The organism is Denitratisoma oestradiolicum (assembly GCF_902813185.1).
In the GTDB taxonomy this organism is placed as follows: domain Bacteria; phylum Pseudomonadota; class Gammaproteobacteria; order Burkholderiales; family Rhodocyclaceae; genus Denitratisoma; species Denitratisoma oestradiolicum.
Genome location: NZ_LR778301.1, coordinates 329,409 through 354,623 on the forward strand (window position 1 = coordinate 329,409; position 25,215 = coordinate 354,623).

Below are 25,215 nucleotides of genomic sequence, written 5' to 3' on the forward strand. Positions count from 1 at the left end.
TGCGGCACATGGAGTGTGGGAGTGTGGCGTATTGAGATAGCGACTTTAAGAGTTGCTGGAAGCTTGATCTTTAAAAACATGGAGAAGTAAAGACATACGAAATATCCAGAAATGGATAGGCGTATGGGTTGTGTGATTGCATTCTCTCCATACCTGGCTTTGAACCAGCGTGGGTATGGAAAAAACAAGCGCGAGTTGTTGCCTGTAGGGTTGAGGGTCCGGGAACGGAGCTCAATGTTATAGGGTCAAGCGACTAAGTGCATGTGGTGGATGCCTTGGCGATCACAGGCGATGAAGGACGTTGTAGTCTGCGAAAAGCTTCGGGGAGCTGACAAACAAGCATTGATCCGGAGATGTCCGAATGGGGAAACCCGGCCCGAAAGGGTCATCCCGCACTGAATACATAGGTGCGAGGAGGCGAACCGAGCGAACTGAAACATCTAAGTAGCTCGAGGAAAAGAAATCAACCGAGATTCCCCAAGTAGTGGCGAGCGAACGGGGAAGAGCCTGTACGATTTAGCAGTTGCGTTAATAGAACAACCTGGAAAGGTTGGCCAGAGCGGGTGATAGCCCCGTATATGAAAGCCCGATTGTGGAACTGAGCGTACGAAAAGTAGGGCGGGACACGTGAAATCCTGTCTGAAGATGGGGACCATCCTCCAAGGCTAAATACTCGTGATCGACCGATAGTGAACTAGTACCGTGAGGGAAAGGCGAAAAGAACCCCGGGAGGGGAGTGAAATAGATCCTGAAACCGCATGCATACAAACAGTGGGAGCCCTGAAAGGGGTGACTGCGTACCTTTTGTATAATGGGTCAGCGACTTACGTTCTGTAGCGAGCTTAACCGAATAGGGGAGGCGTAGCGAAAGCGAGTCTGATAAGGGCGCTTTAGTTGCAGGGCGTAGACCCGAAACCAGATGATCTATCCATGGCCAGGATGAAGGTGCCGTAACAGGTACTGGAGGTCCGAACCCACTAGTGTTGAAAAACTAGGGGATGAGCTGTGGATAGGGGTGAAAGGCTAAACAAATCTGGAAATAGCTGGTTCTCCCCGAAAACTATTTAGGTAGTGCCTCGTGTGGACACTTCCGGGGGTAGAGCACTGTAATCGTTGAGGGGGTCATTGCGATCTACCTCGCGATAGCAAACTCCGAATACCGGAAAGTGATGCACGGGAGACAGACGGTGGGTGCTAACGTCCATCGTCAAGAGGGAAACAACCCAGACCGCCAGCTAAGGTCCCCAATGATTGGCTAAGTGGAAAACGAGGTGGGAAGGCATAGACAGTCAGGAGGTTGGCTTAGAAGCAGCCATCCTTTAAAGAAAGCGTAATAGCTCACTGATCGAGTCGTCCTGCGCGGAAGATGTAACGGGGCTCAAGCCAATAACCGAAGCTGCGGATGCACAGTAATGTGCGTGGTAGGGGAGCGTTCTGTAGGCCTGCGAAGGTGTTCCGGGAGGAATGCTGGAGGTATCAGAAGTGCGAATGCTGACATGAGTAGCGATAAAGGGTGTGAAAAGCACCCTCGCCGAAAGCCAAGGTTTCCTGCGCAACGTTCATCGGCGCAGGGTGAGTCGGTCCCTAAGGCGAGGCCGAAAGGCGTAGTCGATGGAAAACAGGTCAATATTCCTGTACCAGTCTTGAATGCGATGGGGACGGAGAAGGTTACCTCAGCCATCTGTTGGAATAGGTGGTTTAAGCGTGTAGGCGTGCCCGATAGGCAAATCCGTCGGGCTAAGCTGAGGCGTGATGACGAGTCTCCTCGTGAGACGAAGTGAGCGATACCCTGCTTCCAGGAAAAGCCTCTAAGCTTCAGTTCAAGATTGACCGTACCGCAAACCGACACAGGTGGGCAGGATGAAAATTCTAAGGCGCTTGAGAGAACTCAGGAGAAGGAACTCGGCAAATTGATACCGTAACTTCGGGAGAAGGTATGCCCCGGTAGCGTGTAGTGGCTTGCCCACGAAGCGTGATGGGGCCGCAGAGAATCGGTGGCTGCGACTGTTTAATAAAAACACAGCACTCTGCAAAGTCGAAAGACGACGTATAGGGTGTGACGCCTGCCCGGTGCTGGAAGGTTAAGTGATGGGGTGCAAGCTCTTGATCGAAGCCCCAGTAAACGGCGGCCGTAACTATAACGGTCCTAAGGTAGCGAAATTCCTTGTCGGGTAAGTTCCGACCTGCACGAATGGCGTAACGATGGCCACACTGTCTCCTCCTGAGACTCAGCGAAGTTGAAGTGTTTGTGAAGATGCAATCTACCCGCGGCTAGACGGAAAGACCCCATGAACCTTTACTGTAGCTTTGCATTGGACTTTGACGGGACTTGTGTAGGATAGGTGGGAGGCTGTGAGACGTGGTCGCCAGATCGCGTGGAGCCAACCTTGAAATACCACCCTGGTGTCGTTGAGGTTCTAACCTTGGTCCGTGAATCCGGATCGGGAACCGTGCATGGTAGGCAGTTTGACTGGGGCGGTCTCCTCCCAAAGAGTAACGGAGGAGTACGAAGGTCTTCTAGGTACGGTCGGACATCGTACTGATAGTGCAATGGCAAAAGAAGGCTTGACTGCGAGTCCAACAAGACGAGCAGGTGCGAAAGCAGGTCATAGTGATCCGGTGGTTCTGTATGGAAGGGCCATCGCTCAACGGATAAAAGGTACTCTGGGGATAACAGGCTGATTCCGCCCAAGAGTTCATATCGACGGCGGAGTTTGGCACCTCGATGTCGGCTCATCACATCCTGGGGCTGTAGCCGGTCCCAAGGGTATGGCTGTTCGCCATTTAAAGTGGTACGTGAGCTGGGTTTAAAACGTCGTGAGACAGTTTGGTCCCTATCTGCCGTGGGCGCTGGAAGTTTGAGGGAGCCTGCTCCTAGTACGAGAGGACCGGAGTGGACGTACCTCTGGTGTACCGGTTGTCACGCCAGTGGCATCGCCGGGTAGCTAAGTACGGAAGAGATAACCGCTGAAAGCATCTAAGCGGGAAACTCGTCTCAAGATAAGACTTCCCGGGGCCTTGAGCCCCCTGAAGGGTCGTCCAAGACCAGGACGTTGATAGGCTGGGTGTGGAAGCGCAGCAATGCGTTAAGCTAACCAGTACTAATTGCCCGTGCGGCTTGACCCTATAACATTGAGTGTCTCCCCTTGCCGGCGACACTCGCGCAAAATACAATCACTCACCCCAAAATCTTTACTTCCCCATTCAGGTGCTCAGATAACAGCTCCGCTGCTTCTCTCAGCACCCCCAGTTTCGTCTGGTGCACATAGCGTCTTGGAACCACCCCTTCCCTTCCCGAACAGGACCGTGAAACAGGATCGCGCCAATGATAGTGAGTTAACCTCTCGCGAAAGTAGGTCAGCGCCAGACTCCCCATCCCCAATTACCCCTCGTTCCCTCAAGAACGAGGGGTTTTTGCTTTTAAATGTCCTGAATGATGCCCCTGCGAGCTTTTGCGGAAAGGGGGCAAAATGCCGCACTGCTTGGGTTTTCTTGATTGAGGCGCCGCCCTATGATCCCCCGATGGGACTTTCTGTTTGAGTACTCCGCATGATGGAATTGTCGGGGCTTGGCTTGCGCGATGGAATATTGCTGACTGCGGGGCTGGCAGGGGTTTATTTCGTATTCCTGATGCTACGGCTGCTACAGGTCAAGAGCCGTAAACAGCACGCAGCCAGGAGATCGGTGGCGGTTGAGCCGGCAGTCAACCCAGGAGGGGGGCAGGGACAGGATATCGCCCAAGATTCCGCGGACGTACCGAGTGCTGCCCGGCCTGTGCCCGCTCCAAACTTTGGCGACCAATTGCAGCGTTTTGGATTGGAGTCCGATTTCCTGCGTCTTCAACAGGAACTTGCCATCCTGCGTGGCGAGGTGTCCGTTATGCGAGACGAGTTGGAGCGACTCAAGGCCGCAAGGAGCGTTTCGCCGCTGTATAGCGAAGCGATGAACATGGCCGAACGCGGGCATGATGCGGCGGGAATCGCGGGCCGGTGTGGTATTTCCATTGCAGAAGCCGAACTGGTGGCGGCCCTGGCGAAGAATCGCGGTGAATTCCGGGATATTGAAGAAGTCGAGGATGTCTATGACGGACAAGGATCAGCGGGCGGAAGTCGCCACGTCGCCTGAAGGCGGCAGTGAGGATGAGGAACTGAGGCGACGACTTGTCGCCCGTATTGCCATTGCCGGCGTGGCGATTGTGGCACTGCTGGGGGGCTTGGTCGTGATCGATGCGATCTATGCGCCCTCGGCACCAGCGCCCCAGGTGGCGAGCCTGTCACCGCCGCCGGAGCTGGCGAAAGTCGAGCCCCCCCCGGCCGAAGAGGCACCAGCGGCCGAACAGGCCGAACCGGAAAAGGAGGCTGAGACGGCTCAGGAGAGCAGTGCCGCCCCCAGCTCTTCCGCCCATCCGGTTCCAGACGATCTCAAGCCGCTCACCAAGCCGGCCGAGGCGAAGCAGGCGATGCTCAAGCCCTCGGCACCGCTGGCAGCTCTGCCCCGTCCTCAGCCGATGCAGGACCTGGGACAACGGCGTCTTCAACCCGCGCCCCTGGCCACCATGCGCCACGCGCCCCCATCCCGCCCCCTGAGCCAGCCCCAGGAGTCCCTGCGCCGTTTCGTGGTGCAGATGGGGGTGTTCAACAATCTGGCCAATGCCGAGGAGCTCCGCGCCAAGCTGGAACTGAATGGCATCCCGGCCCAGATTGAGGCCCGGGTCCAGGTGGGACCTTTCAACTCTCGACAGGAAGCTGACGAGGCGCGCCGCAAGCTCGTCGCTCTGGGAATCGAGCCCGGATTACTGATGGCCATAAGGAAATAAGGATCATGAAAATCGATAGTCCCCGCTACGGCACCCTGGAAGTCACACCGGAAAAAGTGATCGAGTTTCCCCATGGCCTGCCTGGGTTCGAAACCGCCCGCCGGTTTTCGCTGTTTCATCCTGAGGGGGCTGCGGTGCAGTATTTCATCCTGCAAAGCATCGACGATCCCCTGCTGGCCTTCAATATCGCCGATCCGGCCCTGTTCGGCTTTGATTATGAAATCAAGTTGTCCGACGAAGAAGCGGCCGCCATTGACCTGACCGATGCCGACGACGCCCTGGTGATGGTGATCCTGTCCAAGGAAGATGGGGAAGCCGAATTGCGGGCCAACTTCAGTGCGCCCCTGGTGCTCAACCCCAATTCGCGCAAGGCCTTGCAACAGGTATTCTCGCGCCTCAACTATCAGGTGACCCTCAAGTCTTCAGACCAATAATCGACTGGACCCGCCATGAGCAAGAAGATTATCTCCACTCCCAACGCGCCCGCCGCCATCGGCACCTACAATCAGGCGGTGCAGGCCGGCGACACGGTGTACCTTTCCGGTCAGATCGGCCTCGACCCCGTTTCCATGCACCTGGTGGAAGGCATCGACGCCCAGATCGTGCGGGTATTCGATAACCTCAAAGCCGTGGCCGAAGCCGCCGGCGCCTCCCTGAACGACGCGGTGAAGTTCAACATTTACCTCACCGACCTGGCCCACTTTGCCAAGGTCAACGAAGTCATGGTTCGTTACGTGGCGCAGCCCTATCCGGCCCGGGCCGCGGTGGGTGTCAAGGAACTACCCCGCGGCGCCCTGGTGGAGGCCGACGCCGTTCTCGTCATTGGCTGACGCCCGCTCCCGACCTCGGGGCAAACCCAAGTCCGCCGGGGCGGTCCCCGTTCCCGCGACGTTGCCCGCCAGACTGGCTCGGCTGGGACTGGCTGGGCCAGGGGACCTGCCCTTCCACCTGCCCCTGCGTTACGAGGACGAAACACGCATTACTCCCGTCGCCGAGGCCGTCGCCGGCCAGCCAGCGCAATTTCAGGTGGAGGTGCTGGACTGCGAGATCGCCTTTCGCCCCCGCCGTCAGCTGATCTGCCGGGTGGCGGATGGCAGCGGTGCCCTGGTGCTGCGCTTCCTGAACTTCTATCCCAGCCAGCAGAAAGTACTCAGCCCCGGTACGCGGCTGCGGGTGTTCGGAGAACCCCGTGGGGGCTTCTTCGGTGACGAACTGATCCATCCGCGTTTCCGCAGCATCCAGGACGACGAGCCCCTGCCCGACCGGCTGACGCCCATCTATCCCACCACCGCCGGCCTGGGGCAGAACACCCTGCGGCGCCTGATCCAGAAGGCCATGGATCAAGCCGACCTGAGCGACACCCTGCCCGAAGAATTGCGTCGCCGCTTCAGCCTGGAGGAACTCGCCCCCAGCCTTCAGGCCCTGCATCAGCCGCCGGCCGTGGTGGCGATGGACGAACTGGATCAGACCCTGGCCCCGGCCTGGCGCCGCATCCGCTTCGACGAACTGCTGGCCCAACAGCTTTCCCTGCGCCAGGCCTATGCCGCCCGCCGTGCCCGGAATGCCGTGGTTCTGCCGCCCAGCGGCGTACTGACCGATGGCCTGCTGCGCCATCTGCCCTTCACCCTCACCGCCGCCCAGCGCCGAGCCTGGCAGGAGATCGCCGCCGACCTGGTGCAACCCCATCCCATGCAGCGCCTGTTGCAGGGAGACGTGGGCAGCGGCAAGACCATCGTCGCCGCCCTGGCCATGCTCCAGGCGGCCGAGTCCGGCCACCAGGCGGCCCTGATGGCACCCACCGAAATCCTTGCCGAGCAGCACTACCGCAAGCTCGCCGCCTGGCTGGAACCCCTGGGGCTCACGGTGGCCTGGCTCACCGGCAGCCTGAAAAAATCCGAAAAGACCGCCATGGCCAAACGCATCGCCAGTGGTGAGGCTCTGTTGGCAGTGGGCACCCATGCCCTGATCGAGGATGAAATCAGCTTTGCCCGTCTCGGCCTGGCCATCGTGGACGAGCAACACCGCTTCGGCGTGCGTCAGCGCCTGGCCCTGAAGCAGAAAGCCGCCGCGCCCCATCAGCTCACCATGTCGGCCACCCCCATTCCCCGCACCTTGGCCATGAGCTATTACGCGGACATGGATGTCTCGGTGCTGGACGAACTGCCGCCCGGCCGCACGCCCGTGCTCACCAAACTGGTGGGGGAGGGGCGCCGTCATGAAGTGGTGGTCCGGGTTCGCGACGCCTGCCGCGAGGGGCGCCAGGTCTATTGGGTCTGTCCCCTGATCGAGGAATCGGAAACCCTCCAGCTCAAGACCGCCGAGGAGACCTACGCCCATCTATGCGCCGAACTGCCGGAACTGCGGGTGGGCCTGGTTCATGGCCGCTTGCGGTCGGACGACAAGGCTGCCGTGATGAACGCCTTCCTCGCCAACGAGGTCCAGGTACTGGTGGCCACCACGGTGATCGAGGTGGGCGTGGATGTGCCCAATGCCTCCCTGATGATCATCGAACATGCCGAACGCTTCGGACTGTCCCAGCTCCATCAATTGCGCGGCCGGGTGGGACGGGGTTCGGCGGAATCCGTCTGCATTCTGCTGTATGCCCAGCCCCTGTCCGAAACTGCGCGCCAGCGGCTTAAAATCATCTACGAAAATACCGACGGCTTCGAGATCGCCCGCCAGGACCTGGCCCTGCGGGGACCGGGGGAGTTCATCGGCAGTCGCCAGAGCGGCGTGCCCCTGCTGCGCTACGCCCAACTGGAGGACACGGCTCTGGTGGAGGCCGCCCGAGCCGTGGCTGAAATCATGTTGCGCGATCATCCCTTGCGGGGGGCGCAACACATGGCCCGATGGTTGAGAGGCGCCGAGGAATATCTGAAAGCATGAGAAACATGAATCGAAAAGCCGCCGCCCCCGATGGCGGTGGCTGGCTCACTGACCTGAATCCCGCCATGGACGGCTATCGGCCCTGGCTGGCCGAGACCGGCTCCCTGACCGCCCGCATCCAGCGCGCTTGCCCCGCCTACGCGCCTTTCGCCGTGCGGCGCCTGAGCCAGGGTTGGGGCCACCCCTGCGCTGATGAATACCCTGCCCTGTCCCTGCGTCCGGGACGGTTGGCCCAGGTTCGGGAGGTGCTGCTCCAGTCCGGCGCCAGTCCCGTGGTCTTTGCCCATACCGTCGTCCTGGGCTATAGCGGATGCGCTCTGGCCCGGGTGGGCGGTCGTTCCCTGGGCAGCGTGCTGTTCTCCGATCCCCAGGTGCTGGCCGGTCCCCTGCGCTATCGCTGTCTGGATGCCCGTCACGCTCTGTATCATCGCGCCCTGGCCTGGTGCGGCGCGGCCAGTCCCCGCCGGTTCTGGGCCCGGCGCGCCCTGTTCCGTCGCGGCCCCGGATGCCTGTTGGTCACCGAGGTGTTCCTGCCCGCCATCCTCGATCTGCATCCACGATGAATCTCGCCGCCCTGCGCGAACGCATTGACCTCTACGAGAAGCTGATGCGGCTGGACAAGCCCATCGGCACCCTGCTGTTGCTCTGGCCCACCCTCTGGGCTCTATGGATCGCCAGCGACGGCCAGCCGCCCCTGATGCTGCTCTGGATATTCGCCCTGGGCACCCTGCTGATGCGCTCCGCCGGCTGCGTCATCAACGACTACGCCGACCGGGACTTCGACCCCCATGTGGAACGCACCCGGGAGCGCCCCCTGGCGGCCCGCCGCGTCAGCACCCGGGAGGCCCTGGTGCTGGCCGCCGTGCTGGCCCTCTGCGCCTTTCTGCTGATCCTGCCCCTGCGCCCCCTGGTCTGGGCCATGTCGGTGCCGGCCCTGTTTCTTGCCATCAGCTATCCCTTCACCAAGCGCTTCCTTGCCATTCCCCAGGCCTACCTGGGCATCGCCTTCGGCTTCGGCATTCCCATGGGCTTCGCCGCCCTGCAGGACACCGTGCCGCCCCTGGCCTGGGCGCTGCTGGGCGCCAACATCCTGTGGACCATCGCCTACGACACCGAATACGCCATGGTGGATCGGGAGGACGACCTGAAGATCGGCATCCGCACCTCGGCCATCACCTTCGGCCGTTTCGACGTGGCAGCGGTGATGCTCTGCTACGCCCTGTCCCTGTGCCTGTTGGCGGCCATCGGCCACCATCTCGGCTATGGCCTGTTCTATGCCGGCGGCCTGCTGCTGGCCGCCCTGATCGCCCTCTACCATTACAGCCTGATCCGCCATCGGGACCGGGCCGCCTGCTTCCGCGCCTTTCTCCACAACAACTGGTTCGGTGCCGCGGTCTTCGCCGGCCTGACGGCCGAACTCAATCTGCGGCCCCTCTTGCGAATGTTGCTCCCGGCGGGCTGAGACCCCTTGAATTCCACCGGCATGGCGCCTTTAATGATCGTCTTGCATGACGAAATCAAAGGAGCCCGCCATGACCAAAGCCAGTGAACCGAAGTCGCTGCCCCGTCGCACCGTCGTTCCCGACAGCCTGGATCTGCGGGACCGCCCCTACCAGCCAGCCATCGCCGTCCATCCCGCCCCTGAGCTGCTTCCCGCTCTTGCCCTGCCTGTCCTGAACCAGCAACAGACCAGCGCCTGCACCGGCTTCGCCCTGGCCAACGTGGTCAACTTCCTTCAGCGGCGCCTGGTGCCGGCGGCGCCCCCGGCCTCCCCCTACATGCTCTATTCCATGGCTCGGCGCTACGATGAATTTCCCGGCGCCAGCGCCGACACCGGCTCCAGCCTGCGGGGGGCCATGAAGGGTTGGTACCGCCACGGCGTCTGCCGCGAGGCCCTCTGGCCCCGGCTGACCATGCCTGCCAGCGCCAGCAGCGCCGCCGCCGACTGGTGGCGAGATGCCGCCACCCGGCCCCTGGGGGCCTATTACCGGGTGGATACCCGCTCCATCACCGACATGCATGTGGCCCTCAACGAAGTGGGCATTCTCTACGCCAGCGCCGTCTGCCACGAAGGCTGGGACCAGGGCTTCGGCGTCCCCGGCGCCGCCGGTCATCATTGGTCGATTCCCTTTCGGGAGGCGGCCCCCGACGACGGCGGTCATGCTTTCGTCATTGTCGGCTACACCGCCGAGGGCTTCGTCATCCAGAACTCCTGGGGCGAGGGCTGGGGCAGCAAGGGCCTGGCCCTGCTGTCCTATGCCGACTGGAGCACCCACGCCATGGACTGCTGGGTGGCCCAGTTGGGCGTGGCCACCACCCAGCACCAGGCGATCGCCGCCGCCGTCTCCCTGCGCAGCAGCCAGGGCAAGATCGCCCTGGCCGGGGACACGGTGCTGCGGGACCGGGAAATCTCCCCCTTCATCATCGACATGGAGAACAACGGCGTGCTGTCCGGCAGCGGCCGTTTCCGTACCCAGCCCGGCGACGTGGCCGACCTCTTCAATGTGCACCTGGCCGAGGCCCGGCGGCTCTGGGGCCTGCAAGACCATGAGCCCGCCGACATCGTTCTCTATGCCCACGGCGGCCTGGTGGGCGAGGACGACGCGGCCGCCACCGCCGCCACCTGGATTCCCGCCCTTTACGAGGCCCGCATCTTCCCCGTCTTCCTGATGTGGGAGACCGACTTCTGGTCCACCGTGAAGAACCGGCTGGCCGACCTGGTCAGTGGACAGCCCCGGCCCACCGGCGGACTGGGGGACCAGTTGAAACGTTTCTGGAACCAGCGCCTGGAAAAACTTCTGGCCGGGCCGGGCACCCAGATGTGGGGCGAAATGAAGCAGAACGCCGATGCTCTCTCCGGCACCGCCAACAGCGGCGGCCGCCTGCTTTACCAGGCGGCCCAGGCCAGCAGTGCCTTCGATGCCAGGCGGGATCGTCTGCACCTGATCGGCCATTCCGCCGGCTCCATCGTCCATAGCCACGTGGTGGACCGGCTCTGCCAACGGGGCTGGACCTTCGACAGCCTCAACCTGATGGCCCCCGCCGTCACCGTGGACCTGTTCTCCCGCACCGTGGTCCCCCGGCTCAAGGACGGCGGTGTGCGGCGCATGCACCAGTTCCATCTGAGCGATCCGGTGGAGCGGGTCGATCCCACCTGCAAGGCCATCCTGGGCTACAGCCGCTCCCTGCTCTACCTGGTCTCCGAATCCTTCGAGCACGGCACCCGCACCCCTGTCCTGGGCATGGAAAAATATTTCTCCGGGGCGGTGGCCGGTCTGTCCAACGTACAGGCTTGGGCGGCTCCCGGCGCCGAGAGCCAGAGCAGCACCCATGGCGGCTTCGATGACGACCCGGCCACACGGGCCAGCGTCATCAAACTCATCAAATCGGCTTGAAGGACTCCATGGCCATGAAAAGCCTCCTGAAAAAACTCGCCATTGCCGCCGGCGTGGCCATCGTTCTGCTGACCGCCCTGATCTATCTGGCGGGTCCTACGGGCATGAGGGAAATGGCGCCTCCGCCCCCCGATGTGCCGCCGGCGTCCGAACCCGCCATGGCAGCGCCGTCCGTCGAGTCCGTGAAGGACGTGCGCACTCCGGTCAAGACCAAATCCGCCCGGGTGCCCCATCGCCGATTCGCCCCGGCCGCCGCCGATGGCGCGCCGGCAGCGGTCGTGCCACGGGCTAGCGAGATATCTCCCGAATACGCCGAGGACCGGCAGCGTCTCGCCCGGCGCGACGCCTACCTGAGCAGTCTTCAGCAGGGGGGCTATGCCTTCAACACTCCCAGCCCCGTTGATGTGGGCCGCGCCAGCTCCGTGCAGTTCTGGCTGGACCCCAGGGGCGATACCGAACAACTGGCACGGGATCTCAAGGCCGCGCTGCGTGGCCTTGGCGGCCCCGCAGAGCCTGGCGTGGAAAGCGGCGCCGTGGAATGGAGCCCGCGCATGCGGGCCGTTCTCAGCGGCGAGGACTTCGACATCGTTCCCGGCGAGGGCAAGGACTTCGACGGCATCAAGGATCTCTCCGCCAGCCTGCGCACCACCTGGGCCTGGGATGTGCGCGCCAGAAAGCCGGGAGAGGCCCTGCTCCTGCATCTACGGGTCTGGGCGGTGCTGCCCGAGCACCTGGGGGAGCCCAGGGAGATCATCAAGCTGGATCGCCCCATCCGGGTCCAGGCCACCGTCCCCTGGCTGATCGACACCTATTGGGAGAAATACTGGAAATGGCTGCTGGGGGGCCTGGGTTCCACCCTGACGGCCGTCATCGCCTGGTGGTGGCAACACCGGGGCAAGGGTGCCTGAAAGGATATGACATGGCCGCCGATCTCCAGCAACTCATCCCCGAATTCAGCCTGCAAGTAGAGGCACTGCTGCAACGCTGCAATACGGAGGGCCTGCCCATGCGGCCCTTCTTCACCCTGCGCAGCCCCTTCGAGCAGGCCCGGCTCTGGCGCCAGTCCCGGAGCCGGGAGCAGATTCAGGCCCAGCTCACCATGCTGCGGGCCCGGGGCGCCCCTTTTCTTGCCTACTGCATCGAGAGCGTCGGCCCCCAGCACGGCAACCCGGTCACCAACGCCCTGCCGGGGCTTTCCTGGCACCAGTGGGGCGAGGCGGTGGATTGCTTCTGGCTGCTCGATGGCAAGGCCGAATGGTCAGCCACGCGCAAGCTGGGCGGAGGCAACGGCTATCGAGCCTATGCCGCCGCCGCACAGGATCTGGGTCTCACCCCAGGCGGTCTTTGGCCCCGCCTCAAGGACTGGCCCCATGTGCAATGGCGCAGCGCGGGCAGCCCCCTGAAGCAGTATGGATGGAAGGAAATCGACGCCGAGATGGAAAGACGGTTCGGTTGATGTGACAGTTGCTCCAGAGATTCCCCTGCCTATTCCCCGATCTGGTCGGGCGGCCCCGCCAGGGGCAGCCGCAGGGTGAAGCAGGTGCCGCTGCCGGGCGCGCTCTCCACCTCCACCGTGCCGCCATGGGCGGTGACGATCTGGTAGGTGATGTGCAGCCCCAGCCCGGTTCCCTGGCCCACGGGCTTGGTGGTGAAGAAGGGCTCGAAAATATACCGCTGAATTTCCGGTGTCATGCCGCCGCCGGTATCTCGGATGGCGATGACCGCCCGGTCCTCCTCCTGGCGTACTGTAATGTCGATGCGTCCCCGCTCGGGTATGGCCTGCACTGCATTCACCAGCAGGTTCAGAACCACCTGCCCCAGCCGTCCGGGATAGCAGCGCAGTGGCGGCGTGGGCTCGTAGTGCGTATGCACCTCCGCCTTGTATTTCAGCTCGTGGTTGACCACCGTCAATACCTTGTTGATCAGGCTGGCGACATCCACGGACGCCACCTCCGCACGGTCGATATGGGCGAAATCCTTCAGGTCCGCCACGATGTGGGCGATGCGCCTCATGCCGTCCTGGCACTCATGGATCAGTTGCCGGGTGTCCTGGCGGATGAAGTCCACATCCAGACTGCTCCGCAGCCGCTGCATTTCCTGATGGATTGTCGGTATGTCGACGGTATCCGCAGCGCCGAGCCGCTCGCACAGGTTCAGGTAGTCCATCAGATTGGCGAGATACTCTTCGAGGGTACCGAGATTGCTGCTGACAAAACCCACCGGATTATTGATCTCGTGGGCGACTCCGGCGGCCAGATTGCCGATGGAAGCCATCTTTTCCGACTGGATCAATTGCGATTCCGTTTCCCTCAACTGGGTCAGCACCCGGTTCAATTCCTCGTTGCGTGTCTTGTAGGACTGCAAGGCGTCCTCCATCAGGCCGCGATATTTGGCGCGTTCCCGCTCGGCTTGCTCCATGCGCAGGGTGAGGGAAAGGATCAGCAGCAGGAAGGCCGCCATCACCGCCGCAGGAATCAGGGTGGCGATGACCACGACGCGGTCCAGCCGGGCGCGCCGCGCAGTGATGTCGAGATAGATTTCCAGGGCGCCGACGAAGTGTCCGTTGCGCATGATCGGAACATAGGTTTCGACCACGTCGCTACCGATGCGCTGGCCTTCCAGGGTCATCTGTTCCTTCTTCACCACCTTGGAGTAGGGCTGACCGCTGGCGACCAACCGATGGAAATAGCTGTTGCTGTTGACCTTTCCCATGTCTTCGGCATGAGTGGAAAAGCGGACCGTGCCCACCGGATCGAACAGCTTGAGCCGCCGGATGCCGAAGTCTTCCAGTATCTCCTGTACATTCGCAGCGAACCCAGAGTCGCCCAGGGGCTGCTGCTCCGGCAACAGCCGCGACAGGTGGCGACCGATCCGCAATGCCTCTTCCTCGGTGGCCTTTACCAGTTGATCCGTCAGTATGGGGTAGACCGCCAGGGACAGTACCGCCGGGAAAACAAGGGAGACGGCTAGCGAAAGTAGCAACAGTTGACGCAACCGGTAGTTGCGCAGGGTGTCTCTCAGTCTGGCCCCCAGCGCTTTTACGTCATTCACGGTCAAATGTTTCATCGTATTTCCCGCTCCCAAGGGCATGCCGACTCCAGGCATGCTAACAGCAAAACACCACACTCCCGGTAGGGAGAAGACCATGAAAAACGGCATCTCCGCCATGGCTTGGCGCGCCGGGCCGGACTTGCTGAATACCTGGCCCCTGGCCCATCCGGCCCAACCCTACGCCCCCACCGCCGGCCTGTTGCCCATGGACTGGCTGGCAAACCCTGCCTGCTACGAATTCTTATTCGTCAGCGCCAACCTGGCTGCGGGGTCTATGGGTGGGCGCCGAAGCCGACGGCTCCAATCTATTAGTCGGTAGTGCTGGAGTCGAGGGGGAACCGAACATCTGGAGATTGATCTCATTTGTAAGTCGACTGCTTCGTATGCGGCCTACGCCCTGCTTTCCTCGCGGACCCAATGTCACTGGCTTCGTCTTTGATATGGTCGAACCCTGCTTGGCATGGGTTCGAAATTTACTCTTCATCCTCGGAAAGGGGCTGACCTGCCAACGCCAGGTTGATATCGCTGATCAAAGCCGACATCTTTCTTTTCTGATCGCCGAAGTCGAGCTTTCCGTCATCCGTGACTCGAACCACGTTAGGTTCATTTCCGTATAGCGGAACCTGAATGTGCACGTTTTTACTGATGACAATCATGCCATCAACTTCCTTGTTGGGTTCCTTGATGCCACCCGTTTGGATACCCTCTTTCTGGAGAAGGGAAGCCAGTTCTTTTGCATTCCTGAATGTGAGCATCAGTGTTCGTTCGTTGTTATAAGTGGAATCCGACAATTGGGCGAGCTAATGGGGCTGAGTGAGCCCTGTCGGCATTATGACTCCGAGCCTTCAACTGCCATCTACGTTTGCGTGCGGCTTCGATACTCTTTTCAAGCTCGGCCTTGTCGGTCTCAGTGAGTCTTCGGGGCTCGATTTTAGGCGGAGAGGCCGTGGAAATGGGATTTCCGAAGCCGAGCAGCACAGCAACACCTCAATTTCGCGAGCCCCAATTATAAGGGGGCTCAGAAGAGGGACCGTGGTGAGGCAAGAATCAATCGAATCACCTGGCGCGACCAACCGTGTGCTAACGCGCATGGTCGCCAGGCCCCCCCAATGACAAACCTCCCTGCTCCCTTGCCCTGCCGGTCTTGAACCAGCAACAGACCAGCGCCTGCACTGGCTTCGCCCTGTCCAACGGGGTCAACTTCCTCCAGCGGCGCCCCCGGCCTGGCCCCATCTGCAATGGCACAGCGCAGGCCGCCCCCTGAAGCTGTGAGGACGGCAGGCCATTGATCGGGAGATGGCCCAGCGTTTCGATAGCGCCGAGAGCGGCGCGGCAGTGCAAGCATAAGGCTGTAACAGCGTGCCGGACCGCTGTCGGCAAAGGCTTGAACCCAGTGCGCCGGCATGGCTAGAATCGGCAGAGCAGGGGCTCCCCATTGCCTCTCTCATACCTCCATGTCATGAAAAAGAACCAACGCAAACGCGCCGCCGAATCTTCAGGCTTTGACTTTGAAGGTTTTCGCCTGACCATGGGCGTGGGCATCGTCTCCGCAGCCCTGGGCCTGCTGCTGGGTTGGGCCACCTGGACCGCGCCGCCCGGCGAGACTCACTCCATGGGCTACACCACCGCCCAGCGCCTGGCCCGCGCCTTGCCCCATTCCGTGCAGGAAAAACTGGCCCTGGGGCTGGCGCTGCTGTTCGTCCTGTTCGGACTCTTCTGCATCTTCATGGGCCTGCGCATCGTCGTGTCCTACTGGTGGGAGCGGATGGGCGGGGAAGATGAGTCCTGAGGAGAAGCAGGATGATCCGGTACTGAGGGTCTATTGGCAGGGTTCGGCCAGTTGCTGTCTGCCGCAATTTATATGTCATTGAGTTATGATTTCTGCTTTCGGGCCAGAACTGGACATTGCACATGGTTTGTCATCTGGCCGTGAATGGTGTGATTGCGAGGTTCTGGGAGGGCCGTTGATGACTAACGGGAAGCGTTTGCGTCTTGCTTTGCTAGTTAGTGGCATTCTGGTCGTGACCAGTGCGTTTGCACGAGAGCCGAGCGTGATATTCGCCGTGAGGGACTATACCCACTCGGGGATCACCACTTCGGCCTCTGGTCAGAATGTCAGGTTCCTTATGGAACCACTTGCGTATGTCCGTAACGGGAAGCCGACGAGCCTCCCCGATAGCCAAGACCAGAAGCAGTTTGAGAGTGACTACTATGCAAACCGCCCGCAATACACGCTTTATATCGGTGGTAAGGTAAGCGGCACGGCCAAGGTGGTTCAACCTGCTTTCGAGATTCAGTGCGATAGCTTGGCTGCCGTTGCCCAAGTGAATCCCCCCGGACTGGTTCACGGAATGCGTATGGGCTTGGCCTCTAACGGCGACTTTAAGGCCACCCAATACGCAAGGCGAGCGCCTACAGACGAAGAGCGAGGGGTTGCACTTCAGTTTGCGCGACGAATCTACTCAAAGAACCAAGTTCCAGGGTTCGCTGCGAGACGGATGCGTCTATCCAACTTGACCGTATTCGAGGGAGCAACCGAAAGCCTGCTGATAGGTAGCTTCGTTGCTTCCTATCCCAGGAGAGAGGCCGACTATGATTTATGGGTCACCCATGCTGCTTTTTTCGTTGCAGAAAAGGCCGTTGATGCTCTCTATAAGCCTACGCTGACTTGGTTTCATACCGGTGAAGAGGCCAGCGTTGAGACTCAGGATTTGGTGGATATTTTGGACATCGACGGTGATGGGGTGCCGGAAATTATCACGCAGTTCGGTTACTACGAGGCGGTCGAATATCATGTGTACCGAAAGGCCAAGGGTAAGTGGGGCGACTTCTACAAGCAGTTCGGAGCCGGGTGTTAAGCCCCGTGAGATGGCGTTTTGTTGTTGGTGATGTCCGCAGCGGGAAACAACCTGACGTAGTCCTCCCGAATGTCATCAGGCGACTAAGGGTCGGGAGCGCGAGTTCGCCAGATGAGGAAGCTGCCGTTCGGGACCATCAAAGGTTGAACGGCAGGTAACCAGCAGCACTGCTGACCAACTTGTTCATCCAGTCAGATGGCCGGTAAGGCCGAGGAGTACTTAGTTAGCTATCGCTCGGTGCGACTGCTGCGCTCAGAAACCCGCCCTTGGACCGCATGAACAGCGAATGTCTCTTCGGGGTCGGGAGCACGTATTCACCACCGACCGTTCAGCTGGAAGTGCCACTGAAAGGCAGCCTACCCTTCTGCTGGTGATCGATCTGGATTGTGCGTTATTTCTTCGTTGCCGAACCGTCGGGCCCGTCCAGATAAGTCAGACCCCAAGGTCCGATTCCGTTCAGCTGAACAACTGCTTCCTCGTCCGTTGTGTAGGCAAACATCGGTTTACCTTTCTCGATCGAAAAATAGCTGCCGGGACCAAACGGCTTGGCTGTCTTGGCATCGAATTTATCGCCCGCGGCAAAGTAAAGAGTGCCGGAAAGGACCGTAACGTTTTCATCGGCCGGGTGGGTATGTACTCCGATCTTGGACTTCGGTGCAAGTTTCAGACGCATCACAAACGGGCCCGACGACTTCGGATCGCCATTGATGACGGCAGTTTTTGCACCCGGACCAATGGACGGGGCATCTTTCCACGTTATGTTGGCCGGCATTACAGCGGTATATTCTTCCGCCCCGGCCGGAGCAACTACACCGGCGCCGAGACTAAGAACACCTAGTGCAAAGCCGGTTGCAGTAATCGCGACAGATTTCATGACGAACTCCTTTATGCGAGAGGCTCGAGCTACAGAAAAGGCTGCATGCGATCTCGCCTTCCGAATCAGTTGCAGCATGGTTATAAGTCAGAGCAACGTTTCGCTGATTAATTGCGGGTAAAAAGCGGGATCGTCATTCTTGTTAGAATAGCCGACTAAAATTGTCAACAATGGGCAAAGAATGGGTATTCATCTGAGAACAGCTAGATTCGGGCATCTCCGGCGTGGGCAGGTTGGCGGAAAAGATTGCGACGCTGTCCGTGGCCAATCGACCTGTAGTCGCAAGCCTGCGATAGGCGCCAGATGATCGTGGGTGTGAATCACCCCAGCTTTACTAGGCACTCTGCGCTCGGTTGAATGAGCGGCAGGTAACTGGCACATTGCTGCCTTACGTCAAATCCAGAATCAATGTCGGCATTGGCCGACGACTTGTCGGTGATCAGCCGTCACGAACGGCAGGTCCACTCAGTGACCAGCCATAGAACCTCGGATACTGCGTAGGACCGCAGAGGGTTGAAACTAGCCCTTCCCTTTGACCGTCCCCGGCCCAAGGTGCTGCCTTATCCTTGGGCTTTTTTTAGTGGCGGCCTCCCCCTTGTGTCAGAACGCCTTGGTCTGGCCGCCATCCACCATCATGGTGTGGCCGGTGATGTAGCCGGCCGCGTCACTGGACAGGAAAACCGTGGCTGCGCCGATATCGGTTTCGCAGTCCCCGATGCGGCGCAAGGGAACCTTGTTGATCTGGGTCTCATAGGCCTCCGGTGCGTACTGGGCCCAGGCCTGCACGCCCGGGGAGTTGGCAAAGGGGCAGACGATATTGACCCGGATGCCATCAACGCCCCATTCGTTGGCAGCCACTTTGGAGATGGTGCGGATCGCCTCCTTCGCGGCCGCATAAGCTCCCTGCGTCGGCAATGCATCGAAGGCCGCACCCGTGCCGAAATTGATGACGCAGCCCCGGGTCTTGCGCAGGTGGGGATAGGCCGCCCGCATGAGGATGAAAGTGGGCCAGAAACCCGTATCGAAGGGAATGCGCATCGCTGCGTTGGTGGTCTCGGCCAGGGGCAGCAGTTGGGCCGCCTGGGCCGCGTTGACCAGAATGTCGAGGCGACCGAAGCGCTCCACCGCCGTCTCCACGATTCGATCCAGGTGTTCATGCTGGCTCAGGTCGAATGGCAGGAAGGTCGCCTGGGGCTGGAAGGCCTGGAGTTCGGCCTCGGTGGCCCGTCCGAGATCCTCTTCCCGGTCCACGATCAGCACCTGCGCTCCCGCCTTGACGAAAGCGAGTGCTACGCCCTTGGCCACGCCCCGCGCAGCGCCCGTAATGATTGCCACCTTGCCATCCAAGCGCATCGGATTTCCTTTCCCAATGAGAGGTGATTTTGTGAAACAAGCCAGAAAGTGGCGTGCGTGACCTACTGAATAGGCGCTTAGGAAAATGCTGAACAAGTCCCAATGCGTCCCCGGATCGGGTCCGGGGCAGGCTATTACGGCGCATGCCGGAATCCAGGAAAACCAACAACCTGGACACCGGCATTCGCCGGCGTGACGGACTCCATCAGTGTTTCCTCAGTCCTCGATCTCGGGTCGCCAGGCGACACCGTTGACGTGGGAGCCGCCGTCCACAAAGAAGGTGTTGCCGTTAACGAAGCCGCTGGCCTCGCTGGCGAGGAATAGCGCCACCGGGCCGATGTCCTGCTCGGCACGTCCCATGCGCCCCACCGGAATCTGCTGCAGGAGGGTGCGAAACATCTCGGGGTTTTCTGCCATATAGGCCTCGGCATGGGGGCTGGCCGAGGCCGGGCAGATGATGTTGACGGTGATGCCGAAGGGACCCCACTCGACGGCCGCCGTGCGACTCAGGGCGCGCACGGCTTCCTTGCCGGCGTTGTAGGCGGCGGTGAACATGTGGGCATTGACTCCGTTGAGGGAGCCCAGGTTGATGATGCGACCGTACTGCTGCGCCTTCATGATGGGAAAGGCCGCCCGCATGGCGCGAAAAGCCGACCAGTAGTTGAGGTCGAAGGAGGCGGCCATGTCCTCGTCGCTGTGCTTTTCCAGTCGTTTGGGAAAGCTCCCACCGGCGTTGTTGACCAGGATGTCCAGTCGCCCGAAGTGGTCCTCCGTCGCTTTCACCATGGCGTCCACTTGATCGGCCTGGGTTACGTCGGTTGTCAGGGCGAGGGTCTTCACGCCGTAGGTTTCCCGCAGGTAGGCCGTCTCCCGTTCCGCTTCTTCGCCGCGGCGTTGGGCGATCACCACGCTTGCGCCGCCACTCGCCAGGGCACGGGCAATTCCCTGGCCGACGCCTTGCCCACCGCCCGTCACCAGGGCGACGCGATTCTTGAGATCCTGGGTCATCGATACTCTCCTCAATTTTTCTATGCTGGAAATCGGCGTCCGGAGCCACCAGCGCGGCTGGTGACGGCCTCCCGACTCGGCTTCGTAGAATTGCATCGAGTCCGGTCCCCTGAAATGGCAAAATGGCTCAATGATAGAGACGGAATGGATCATCATGAGCAAACCCCTGCGACCGCCGGCACCGAGTCGAATGCCCATCTCGACCGTCAGGGAACTGCTGCGCCATGTGGGCCGGGTCGGTGGATCTCCTCACGCCATCGTCGAACGCTCCGGCCTGCCCTATCGCCTGGAAGCCCTGCTCGACCCGGCGTCCCAGGCAACGCTGTCGCGGGAAGCCGCCGCCTGGCTCTATGCCGAATGCGCCTGGGCGCTGGATGCCCATGCCTGTCGCCAGGAGGAACGACTGCCGATCACCAAGAAGGAAGTGGACCTGCTGTGCTATTGCGTCATCACCTGCGCCACCCTGCAGGAGGTCGTCGCCCGCACCACCGCCTTTGCCGACATGCTGATCCCGCGCCTGGGCAGGCTCTCCCTGCAGATCGAAGGCGATACGGCGACCTTTCATATGACCTCGATCCGGAAGAAGCGCAATATCAGCGCCTTTGTCTCGGACCTGACCGGCCTGTCCATGCTCCACCGCCTTTTTGGCTGGCTGATTGGGGAGGACATCGATCTGCTCGATGTGCAGGTCTGTTATCGCCCCTATCTGAGCGAAGAGGTAACCGCCTGGTTGATGCCCCACACCATCACCTATCGGGCGCCGGACAACCTTTTGCGCTTTCCCGCCCGCTATCTGCAGAATCCTGTGGTGCGCAGCTATGCCGAGCTTGCGCACCTGCTGGAACGTTTTCCCTTTGATGTGGAAGAACCCTGTTCGATGCACACTCCGATTTCAGAACGCATCCGCGTGGTGTTCGGCGGCGCGCTTGCACGGCAGACTCCGCTGCCGGACGGCACCGTGTTGGCGGCGCAATTCGGCATCAGCCCGGCGACTCTGAAACGTCGCCTGGCCGACGAAGGAACCACTTTGACCCGTCTCAAGGAGATCACGCGTCGCGACCTCGCCTTGCGTCTGCTGAAGGATGAAACCCTGTCCGCCACGGACATCGCGGGCCGTCTCGGCTTTAGCGATGCCACCGCCTTCCGCCGCGCCTTCAAGCAATGGACCGGAAAATCGCCCATGCATGGGCGCTAGGGTCTGTTCTCATTCAGTCGATCTGTCGGTCCTTTTCCTTTTTCCCTCCTGTGCCCTGCCTTATCCTTGGGCTTCTATCGTTGAACGGATGTCCCCATGTTGCTCCCCCCTCTCGTCCCCGGCCATCTGCTGGCGCGGCGCCAGCGTTTTCTGGCGGATGTGGTGCTCGACAGCGGCGAGCAGGTCGTCGCCCATTGCCCCAACACCGGCTCCATGCTGGGCTGCAAGGAAACGGGCAGCCGGGTCTGGTTGTCGGCGGCCGACAATCCGGCGCGCAAGCTGGCCTGGACCTGGGAGCTGGTGGAGACTCGCCCCGGGGTGCCGGTGGGCATCCATACCGGGCGCTCCAATGCCCTGGTGGAAGAGGCGATCCGGGACGGCGTGATTCCCTCCTTGTCCGACTTTGCCAATCTGCGCCGAGAGGTGCGTTATGGTCGGGAGAAAAGCCGCATCGATCTGCTGCTGGAGGATGGCGAAGGCTCTGCCTGCTATGTGGAAGTGAAGAACGTCACCGCCGCTGTGGATGAGGGCATCGCCCTGTTTCCCGACGCGGTGAGCGAGCGGGGCAGCAAGCATCTGCGGGAGTTGATGGAAATGCGTGCCCAGGGGCAGCGGGCGGCCCTGGTGTTCTGCGTGCAACGGGACGATGTGCATGAGGTGCGGCCCGCCGATGCCATCGACCCGGTCTATGGGCAGACCCTGCGCCTGGCCATCGCCGCCGGGGTGGAGGTCCATGCCCTGGTGGCCCGGGTGTCGGCGACGGAGATCCGCCTGGCTCGTCGGGTGCCCGTGATGTGCCCCTAAGGAAACGCCGAACAAGTCCCAATCCGCCACACCGGCGAATGCCGGTGTGACGGACTTAATCCGTGTTTGCCCCTGAAGTATCATCCCCGCCATGAAATACGACGACCTCCGTGACTTCATTGCCCAATTGGAAAAATTGGGCGAACTCAAGCGCATCTTCGTGGAGGTGGATCCCCATCTGGAGATGACCGAGATCTGCGACCGGGTGCTGCGGGCCGGGGGGCCGGCCCTGCTGTTCGAGAAGCCCAAGGGCAGCAGTATCCCGGTGCTGGCCAATCTCTTCGGCACGCCCCGGCGCGTGGCCCTGGGCATGGGCGAGGAAGGCGACTGGCAGACGGCCCTGCGGGAGGTCGGCAAGCTGCTGGCCTATCTCAAGGAACCGGAGCCGCCCCGGGGCCTCAAGGATGCCTGGGACAAGCTGCCGGTGCTGAAGCAGGTGCTGAACATGGCCCCGAAGGTGGTGTCCTCGGCGCCCTGCCAGGACGTGGTGTGGGAGGGCCAGGACGTGGACCTCGCCCGCCTGCCGGTGCAGACCTGCTGGCCCGGCGATGCGGGGCCCCTGATCACCTGGGGCCTGGTGGTGACGAGGGGGCCGCATAAGCCGCGGCAGAATCTGGGTATCTATCGCCAGCAGGTGATCGCTCCCAACAAGGTGATCATGCGCTGGCTGGCCCACCGGGGCGGCGCCCTGGATTTCCTGGAAGAAGGCCCATCCCGGCCAGCCCTTCCCCGTGGCGGCCGTGATGCTCTGCTACGCCCTGTCCCTGGCCCTGCTGGCGGCCATCGGCCACCATCTCGGCTACAGCCTGTTTTATGGCGTTGGCCTGCTGCTGGCCGCCCTGATCGCCCTCTACCACTACAGCCTGATCCGTCATCGGGACCGGGCCGCCTGCTTCCGTGCCTTCCTCCACAACAACTGGTTCGGCGCTGCGGTCTTCGCCGGCCTCACCGCCGAACTCAACCTGCGGCCTCTTTTGCGGATGCTGTTCCCGGGTGGCTGAGGCTCTTGAATTCCAAAAGCATGGCGCCTTTAAACCATCATGGGAAATACCCCGGTGATGCCGGGGCTTTCCTGGCCCTCGTAGGACGAGGCGGTGATATTAGTGGAGCTGCCTGGTACCGGGAACGTGTATCTGGCATTCGGAACCCCGTGCCGCTTCGCGGAGATAGGCAATTAAATCTCGACGCTCGCCGTCATCCTTGATTCCGTCGTACCCCATTGATGTGCCGGGCACAATCGTCAGCGGGGATTTGAGGAATCGATTCAGGTTTGCCTCAGTCCAAACGATTTTCGACTTGCGCATAGCGGGCGAATAGGGGAAGCCCATAATGCTGCCGGCGCGCCGACCGACTAGGCCGCAATGGCGTGGACCGGTTCGATCCATTCCGAGCGCGTGACATGCTGCGCAGCGTTCGTAGATCCGTGCGCCGCGCTCATAGGCACCCTCGACCAGCAGCCCATTATCTCCGGCATCTGCCAGGTGGATGACGAGCGACAGCATCACGGCCAGTACCGTCTGCCGTCGCCCGCAAGACTTCATGGCCGATTTCTGCCGGATCAGGAAACGAACGCTTCGGGAACCGGCGCATCGCCCACGGCATTGCGTAGAACCGACCAGTGCATGGCCTCATCGCCGAGGATACTGCCCGCCGCTTTTGCCAGATCTCGGTTGCCGAATAACGGAATGGCGCCAAGATAGGCACTGACGGCACCTTTTTCGAGCGAGGCGGCAAAGCGCAAGACATCTGTTTGGTCCTTCAGCGTGTCGACCGGGAAAATGTACCTGTCCTTGGCCGTAACCGGCTTGCCACCCAGTTTCATGATGGTCTGCGATAGCAGTTCCGCATGCTGCTTATGGTGCCCCTGAAAGGTCACGGCAAGATCGAGCATCGGCCTTTGCAACAATCCGCTTTCTGCGCCGACCTGATAGGCCGCAATGGCCTCGAATTCGGCGCCCAGCGCCGTGTTGAGAATGCGCAAATCCGTCTCGGTGCCTTTGCCCGACTTCGCGGCCAGCACATCCCTGCCAGACAGCAGCGCAACCGCTGCGCCTGAGAGTAGTAGACCAGATCGGGTGAAAAAGGCGCGACGAGGAACAGCAACCGAATTTGCTTCAACGGCAATCAGTGATTTCATGATGCTTCTCCTGTGGATGAGTTTTGCTGCTCAATAGCGCTGTTGCGCAGGGCGTCGAGTACGCCCGCGACGATACGGTCGCAGCGATCACCAGCGAACGAGAACGCATCGTTGAGGGCGAAGTCGATGTCTTTGGCCAGGCCTTCGCGCAAGGTATGCCTGGCCCGGAAGAAGCGCGTGCGGACGGTGGCTTCGGGAATGCCAAGAACCTCTGCCGTCTCTTCGACGTTGAGTTCCTCAATACCGCGCAAGACGAAAACTTGGCGATACATGTCCGGTAGCCGGTCGATGTGGGCCTCCAGCATTTGCCGCAATTCATTGTTCGAAGCCGTCGCCTCTGGATTGCACCCATGAGTCTCGCCCATGTCCCGAGCCCCCTCGTCTGACGCGTCAGGAACATCCGTGAACACCTCGCCATCGCGGCGCTGGCGCTGCTTTCGGCGAATTGCCAAATTGACCACGATCCTGATCAGCCAGGTCGATAGCTTCGCATCACCGCGAAACCCTTGTATGGAACGATAGGCAAGCAGGTAGGCTTCCTGGACAACATCCTCCGCCTCGCCATCATTGCGCAGGATGCTCCGGGCCGTACGATAGAGCGTCTGGTTATGCCGCCGCATCAGAACCTTGAACGCATCGTGGTCGCCCGCAGCGATACTCCTTGCCAGCTCAATGTCCGAAGATTGCGGGTGCATAGACAGGCTGCTGCTCGAATTCATGACGTATCTCCCTCCGTGCCTTTGTTACCCCATTGGATACAGTGTCGGTCCGTTGCGTTTCAGTGTTCGAAAAAAATCCCCTATTGGAAGGGGAACCCTATCCAAGCAATCGGGTGAAT

General features: G+C 61.1%; 23 protein-coding genes, 2 rRNA genes and 1 pseudogene. 18 read left to right on the forward strand and 8 right to left on the reverse strand.

All coding sequences use genetic code 11. The features are described from left to right. Positions 1–243: 243 nt before the first annotated feature. From DENOEST_RS01690 to DENOEST_RS01745, 12 genes are all read left to right on the forward strand, one after another. Positions 244–3,126 (forward strand): 23S ribosomal RNA (locus DENOEST_RS01690). 129 nt (positions 3,127–3,255) lie between these two features. After that, positions 3,256–3,369 (forward strand): 5S ribosomal RNA (rrf, locus tag DENOEST_RS01695). A gap of 180 nt (positions 3,370–3,549) precedes the next feature. Further along, positions 3,550–4,125 carry a DUF2802 domain-containing protein gene (locus tag DENOEST_RS01700; RefSeq protein WP_145772219.1) on the forward strand — a complete coding sequence of 192 codons (576 nt, stop codon included), beginning with the start codon at positions 3,550–3,552 and terminating at the stop codon, positions 4,123–4,125. After that, positions 4,076–4,816 (forward strand): SPOR domain-containing protein, encoded by a 741-nt coding sequence (locus tag DENOEST_RS01705; RefSeq protein ID WP_170228305.1) that lies wholly within the window; start codon positions 4,076–4,078, stop codon positions 4,814–4,816. The genes DENOEST_RS01700 and DENOEST_RS01705 overlap by 50 nt, the downstream gene beginning before the upstream one ends. 5 nt (positions 4,817–4,821) lie before the next feature. Beyond that, positions 4,822–5,250: a flagellar assembly protein FliW gene (fliW, locus tag DENOEST_RS01710; protein ID WP_145772221.1), complete on the forward strand. Its 429-nt coding sequence runs from the start codon at positions 4,822–4,824 to the stop codon at positions 5,248–5,250. 15 nt (positions 5,251–5,265) lie between these two features. After that, on the forward strand, positions 5,266–5,646 hold the full coding sequence (locus DENOEST_RS01715; protein WP_145772222.1) for a Rid family detoxifying hydrolase: 381 nt from the start codon (positions 5,266–5,268) through the stop codon (positions 5,644–5,646). Next, a complete protein-coding gene (gene recG / locus DENOEST_RS01720) occupies positions 5,639–7,702 on the forward strand; it encodes an ATP-dependent DNA helicase RecG (RefSeq protein ID WP_183148189.1) in 2,064 nt (687 codons plus the stop codon). Before DENOEST_RS01715 ends, recG begins: the two co-directional genes overlap by 8 nt. A 5-nt stretch (positions 7,703–7,707) precedes the next feature. After that, positions 7,708–8,265, forward strand: coding sequence for a chorismate--pyruvate lyase family protein (locus DENOEST_RS01725; RefSeq protein ID WP_170228306.1), 558 nt, complete (start codon positions 7,708–7,710; stop codon positions 8,263–8,265). Beyond that, entirely contained in the window at positions 8,262–9,164 is a 903-nt protein-coding gene (gene ubiA, locus DENOEST_RS01730) for a 4-hydroxybenzoate octaprenyltransferase (protein ID WP_183148190.1), read from the forward strand. The genes DENOEST_RS01725 and ubiA overlap by 4 nt, the downstream gene beginning before the upstream one ends. Before the next feature lie 70 nt (positions 9,165–9,234). Continuing rightward, complete coding sequence (locus DENOEST_RS01735) at positions 9,235–11,097, forward strand: C1 family peptidase (RefSeq protein WP_197970481.1); 1,863 nt, start codon at positions 9,235–9,237, stop codon at positions 11,095–11,097. Positions 11,098–11,111: 14 nt separating this feature from the next. Next, positions 11,112–12,005 (forward strand): hypothetical protein, encoded by an 894-nt coding sequence (locus DENOEST_RS01740; protein WP_170228307.1) that lies wholly within the window; start codon positions 11,112–11,114, stop codon positions 12,003–12,005. 11 nt (positions 12,006–12,016) lie between these two features. Next, on the forward strand, positions 12,017–12,553 hold the full coding sequence (locus DENOEST_RS01745; RefSeq protein WP_170228308.1) for a M15 family metallopeptidase: 537 nt from the start codon (positions 12,017–12,019) through the stop codon (positions 12,551–12,553). 29 nt (positions 12,554–12,582) lie between these two features. Here the strand turns inward: DENOEST_RS01745 and DENOEST_RS01750 are convergent, their stop codons facing one another. Beyond that, complete coding sequence (locus DENOEST_RS01750) at positions 12,583–14,163, reverse strand: sensor histidine kinase (RefSeq protein WP_170228309.1); 1,581 nt, start codon at positions 14,161–14,163, stop codon at positions 12,583–12,585. A 79-nt stretch (positions 14,164–14,242) separates the two neighbouring features. On the opposite strand from DENOEST_RS01750, the gene DENOEST_RS01755 reads away from it, so the two are divergent. Further along, complete coding sequence (locus DENOEST_RS01755; RefSeq protein ID WP_145772229.1) at positions 14,243–14,467, forward strand: hypothetical protein; 225 nt, start codon at positions 14,243–14,245, stop codon at positions 14,465–14,467. 154 nt (positions 14,468–14,621) lie between these two features. Here the strand turns inward: DENOEST_RS01755 and DENOEST_RS01760 are convergent, their stop codons facing one another. Further along, complete coding sequence (locus DENOEST_RS01760) at positions 14,622–14,903, reverse strand: hypothetical protein (protein WP_145772230.1); 282 nt, start codon at positions 14,901–14,903, stop codon at positions 14,622–14,624. A gap of 704 nt (positions 14,904–15,607) precedes the next feature. On the opposite strand from DENOEST_RS01760, the gene DENOEST_RS01765 reads away from it, so the two are divergent. Together DENOEST_RS01765 and DENOEST_RS01770 are read left to right on the forward strand one after the other, a co-directional pair. After that, the gene (locus DENOEST_RS01765) at positions 15,608–15,937 is read left to right on the forward strand and encodes a hypothetical protein (RefSeq protein WP_145772231.1); all 330 of its coding nucleotides are present in this window, start codon (positions 15,608–15,610) and stop codon (positions 15,935–15,937) included. Between the two features lie 178 nt (positions 15,938–16,115). Next, complete coding sequence (locus tag DENOEST_RS01770; protein ID WP_145772232.1) at positions 16,116–17,006, forward strand: hypothetical protein; 891 nt, start codon at positions 16,116–16,118, stop codon at positions 17,004–17,006. 391 nt (positions 17,007–17,397) lie between these two features. Here the strand turns inward: DENOEST_RS01770 and DENOEST_RS01775 are convergent, their stop codons facing one another. The 3 genes from DENOEST_RS01775 to DENOEST_RS01785 all read right to left on the reverse strand — a co-directional run bounded on the left by DENOEST_RS01775 (position 17,398) and on the right by DENOEST_RS01785 (position 20,241). After that, complete coding sequence (locus tag DENOEST_RS01775) at positions 17,398–17,880, reverse strand: cupin domain-containing protein (RefSeq protein WP_145772233.1); 483 nt, start codon at positions 17,878–17,880, stop codon at positions 17,398–17,400. 600 nt (positions 17,881–18,480) lie between these two features. Then, positions 18,481–19,233, reverse strand: coding sequence for an SDR family NAD(P)-dependent oxidoreductase (locus tag DENOEST_RS01780; protein ID WP_145772234.1), 753 nt, complete (start codon positions 19,231–19,233; stop codon positions 18,481–18,483). A gap of 216 nt (positions 19,234–19,449) precedes the next feature. After that, complete coding sequence (locus tag DENOEST_RS01785) at positions 19,450–20,241, reverse strand: SDR family NAD(P)-dependent oxidoreductase (RefSeq protein ID WP_145772235.1); 792 nt, start codon at positions 20,239–20,241, stop codon at positions 19,450–19,452. A gap of 154 nt (positions 20,242–20,395) precedes the next feature. Between DENOEST_RS01785 and DENOEST_RS01790 the strand changes: the two genes are divergently transcribed. From DENOEST_RS01790 to DENOEST_RS01800, 3 genes and pseudogenes are all read left to right on the forward strand, one after another. Continuing rightward, positions 20,396–21,436: a helix-turn-helix transcriptional regulator gene (locus DENOEST_RS01790; RefSeq protein WP_170228310.1), complete on the forward strand. Its 1,041-nt coding sequence runs from the start codon at positions 20,396–20,398 to the stop codon at positions 21,434–21,436. Positions 21,437–21,532: 96 nt separating this feature from the next. Then, positions 21,533–22,240, forward strand: coding sequence for a DNA/RNA nuclease SfsA (gene sfsA, locus DENOEST_RS01795; protein WP_183148191.1), 708 nt, complete (start codon positions 21,533–21,535; stop codon positions 22,238–22,240). 91 nt (positions 22,241–22,331) lie between these two features. Further along, positions 22,332–22,986, forward strand: a pseudogene (locus DENOEST_RS01800) (UbiD family decarboxylase domain-containing protein); the annotation flags it as partial. Between the two features lie 354 nt (positions 22,987–23,340). Here DENOEST_RS01800 and DENOEST_RS20565 read toward each other — a convergent pair. Genes DENOEST_RS20565 through DENOEST_RS01815 form a run of 3 tightly spaced genes read right to left on the reverse strand, consistent with a single transcriptional unit; the run spans position 23,341 to position 25,096 of the window. Continuing rightward, positions 23,341–23,781, reverse strand: coding sequence for a c-type cytochrome (locus DENOEST_RS20565; RefSeq protein ID WP_145772431.1), 441 nt, complete (start codon positions 23,779–23,781; stop codon positions 23,341–23,343). Positions 23,782–23,798: 17 nt separating this feature from the next. Beyond that, positions 23,799–24,377 carry a ferritin-like domain-containing protein gene (locus DENOEST_RS01810; RefSeq protein WP_145772432.1) on the reverse strand — a complete coding sequence of 193 codons (579 nt, stop codon included), beginning with the start codon at positions 24,375–24,377 and terminating at the stop codon, positions 23,799–23,801. Beyond that, positions 24,374–25,096 carry an RNA polymerase sigma factor gene (locus DENOEST_RS01815; protein WP_145772433.1) on the reverse strand — a complete coding sequence of 241 codons (723 nt, stop codon included), beginning with the start codon at positions 25,094–25,096 and terminating at the stop codon, positions 24,374–24,376. The genes DENOEST_RS01810 and DENOEST_RS01815 overlap by 4 nt, the downstream gene beginning before the upstream one ends. Between the last annotated feature and the right edge of the window lie 119 nt (positions 25,097–25,215).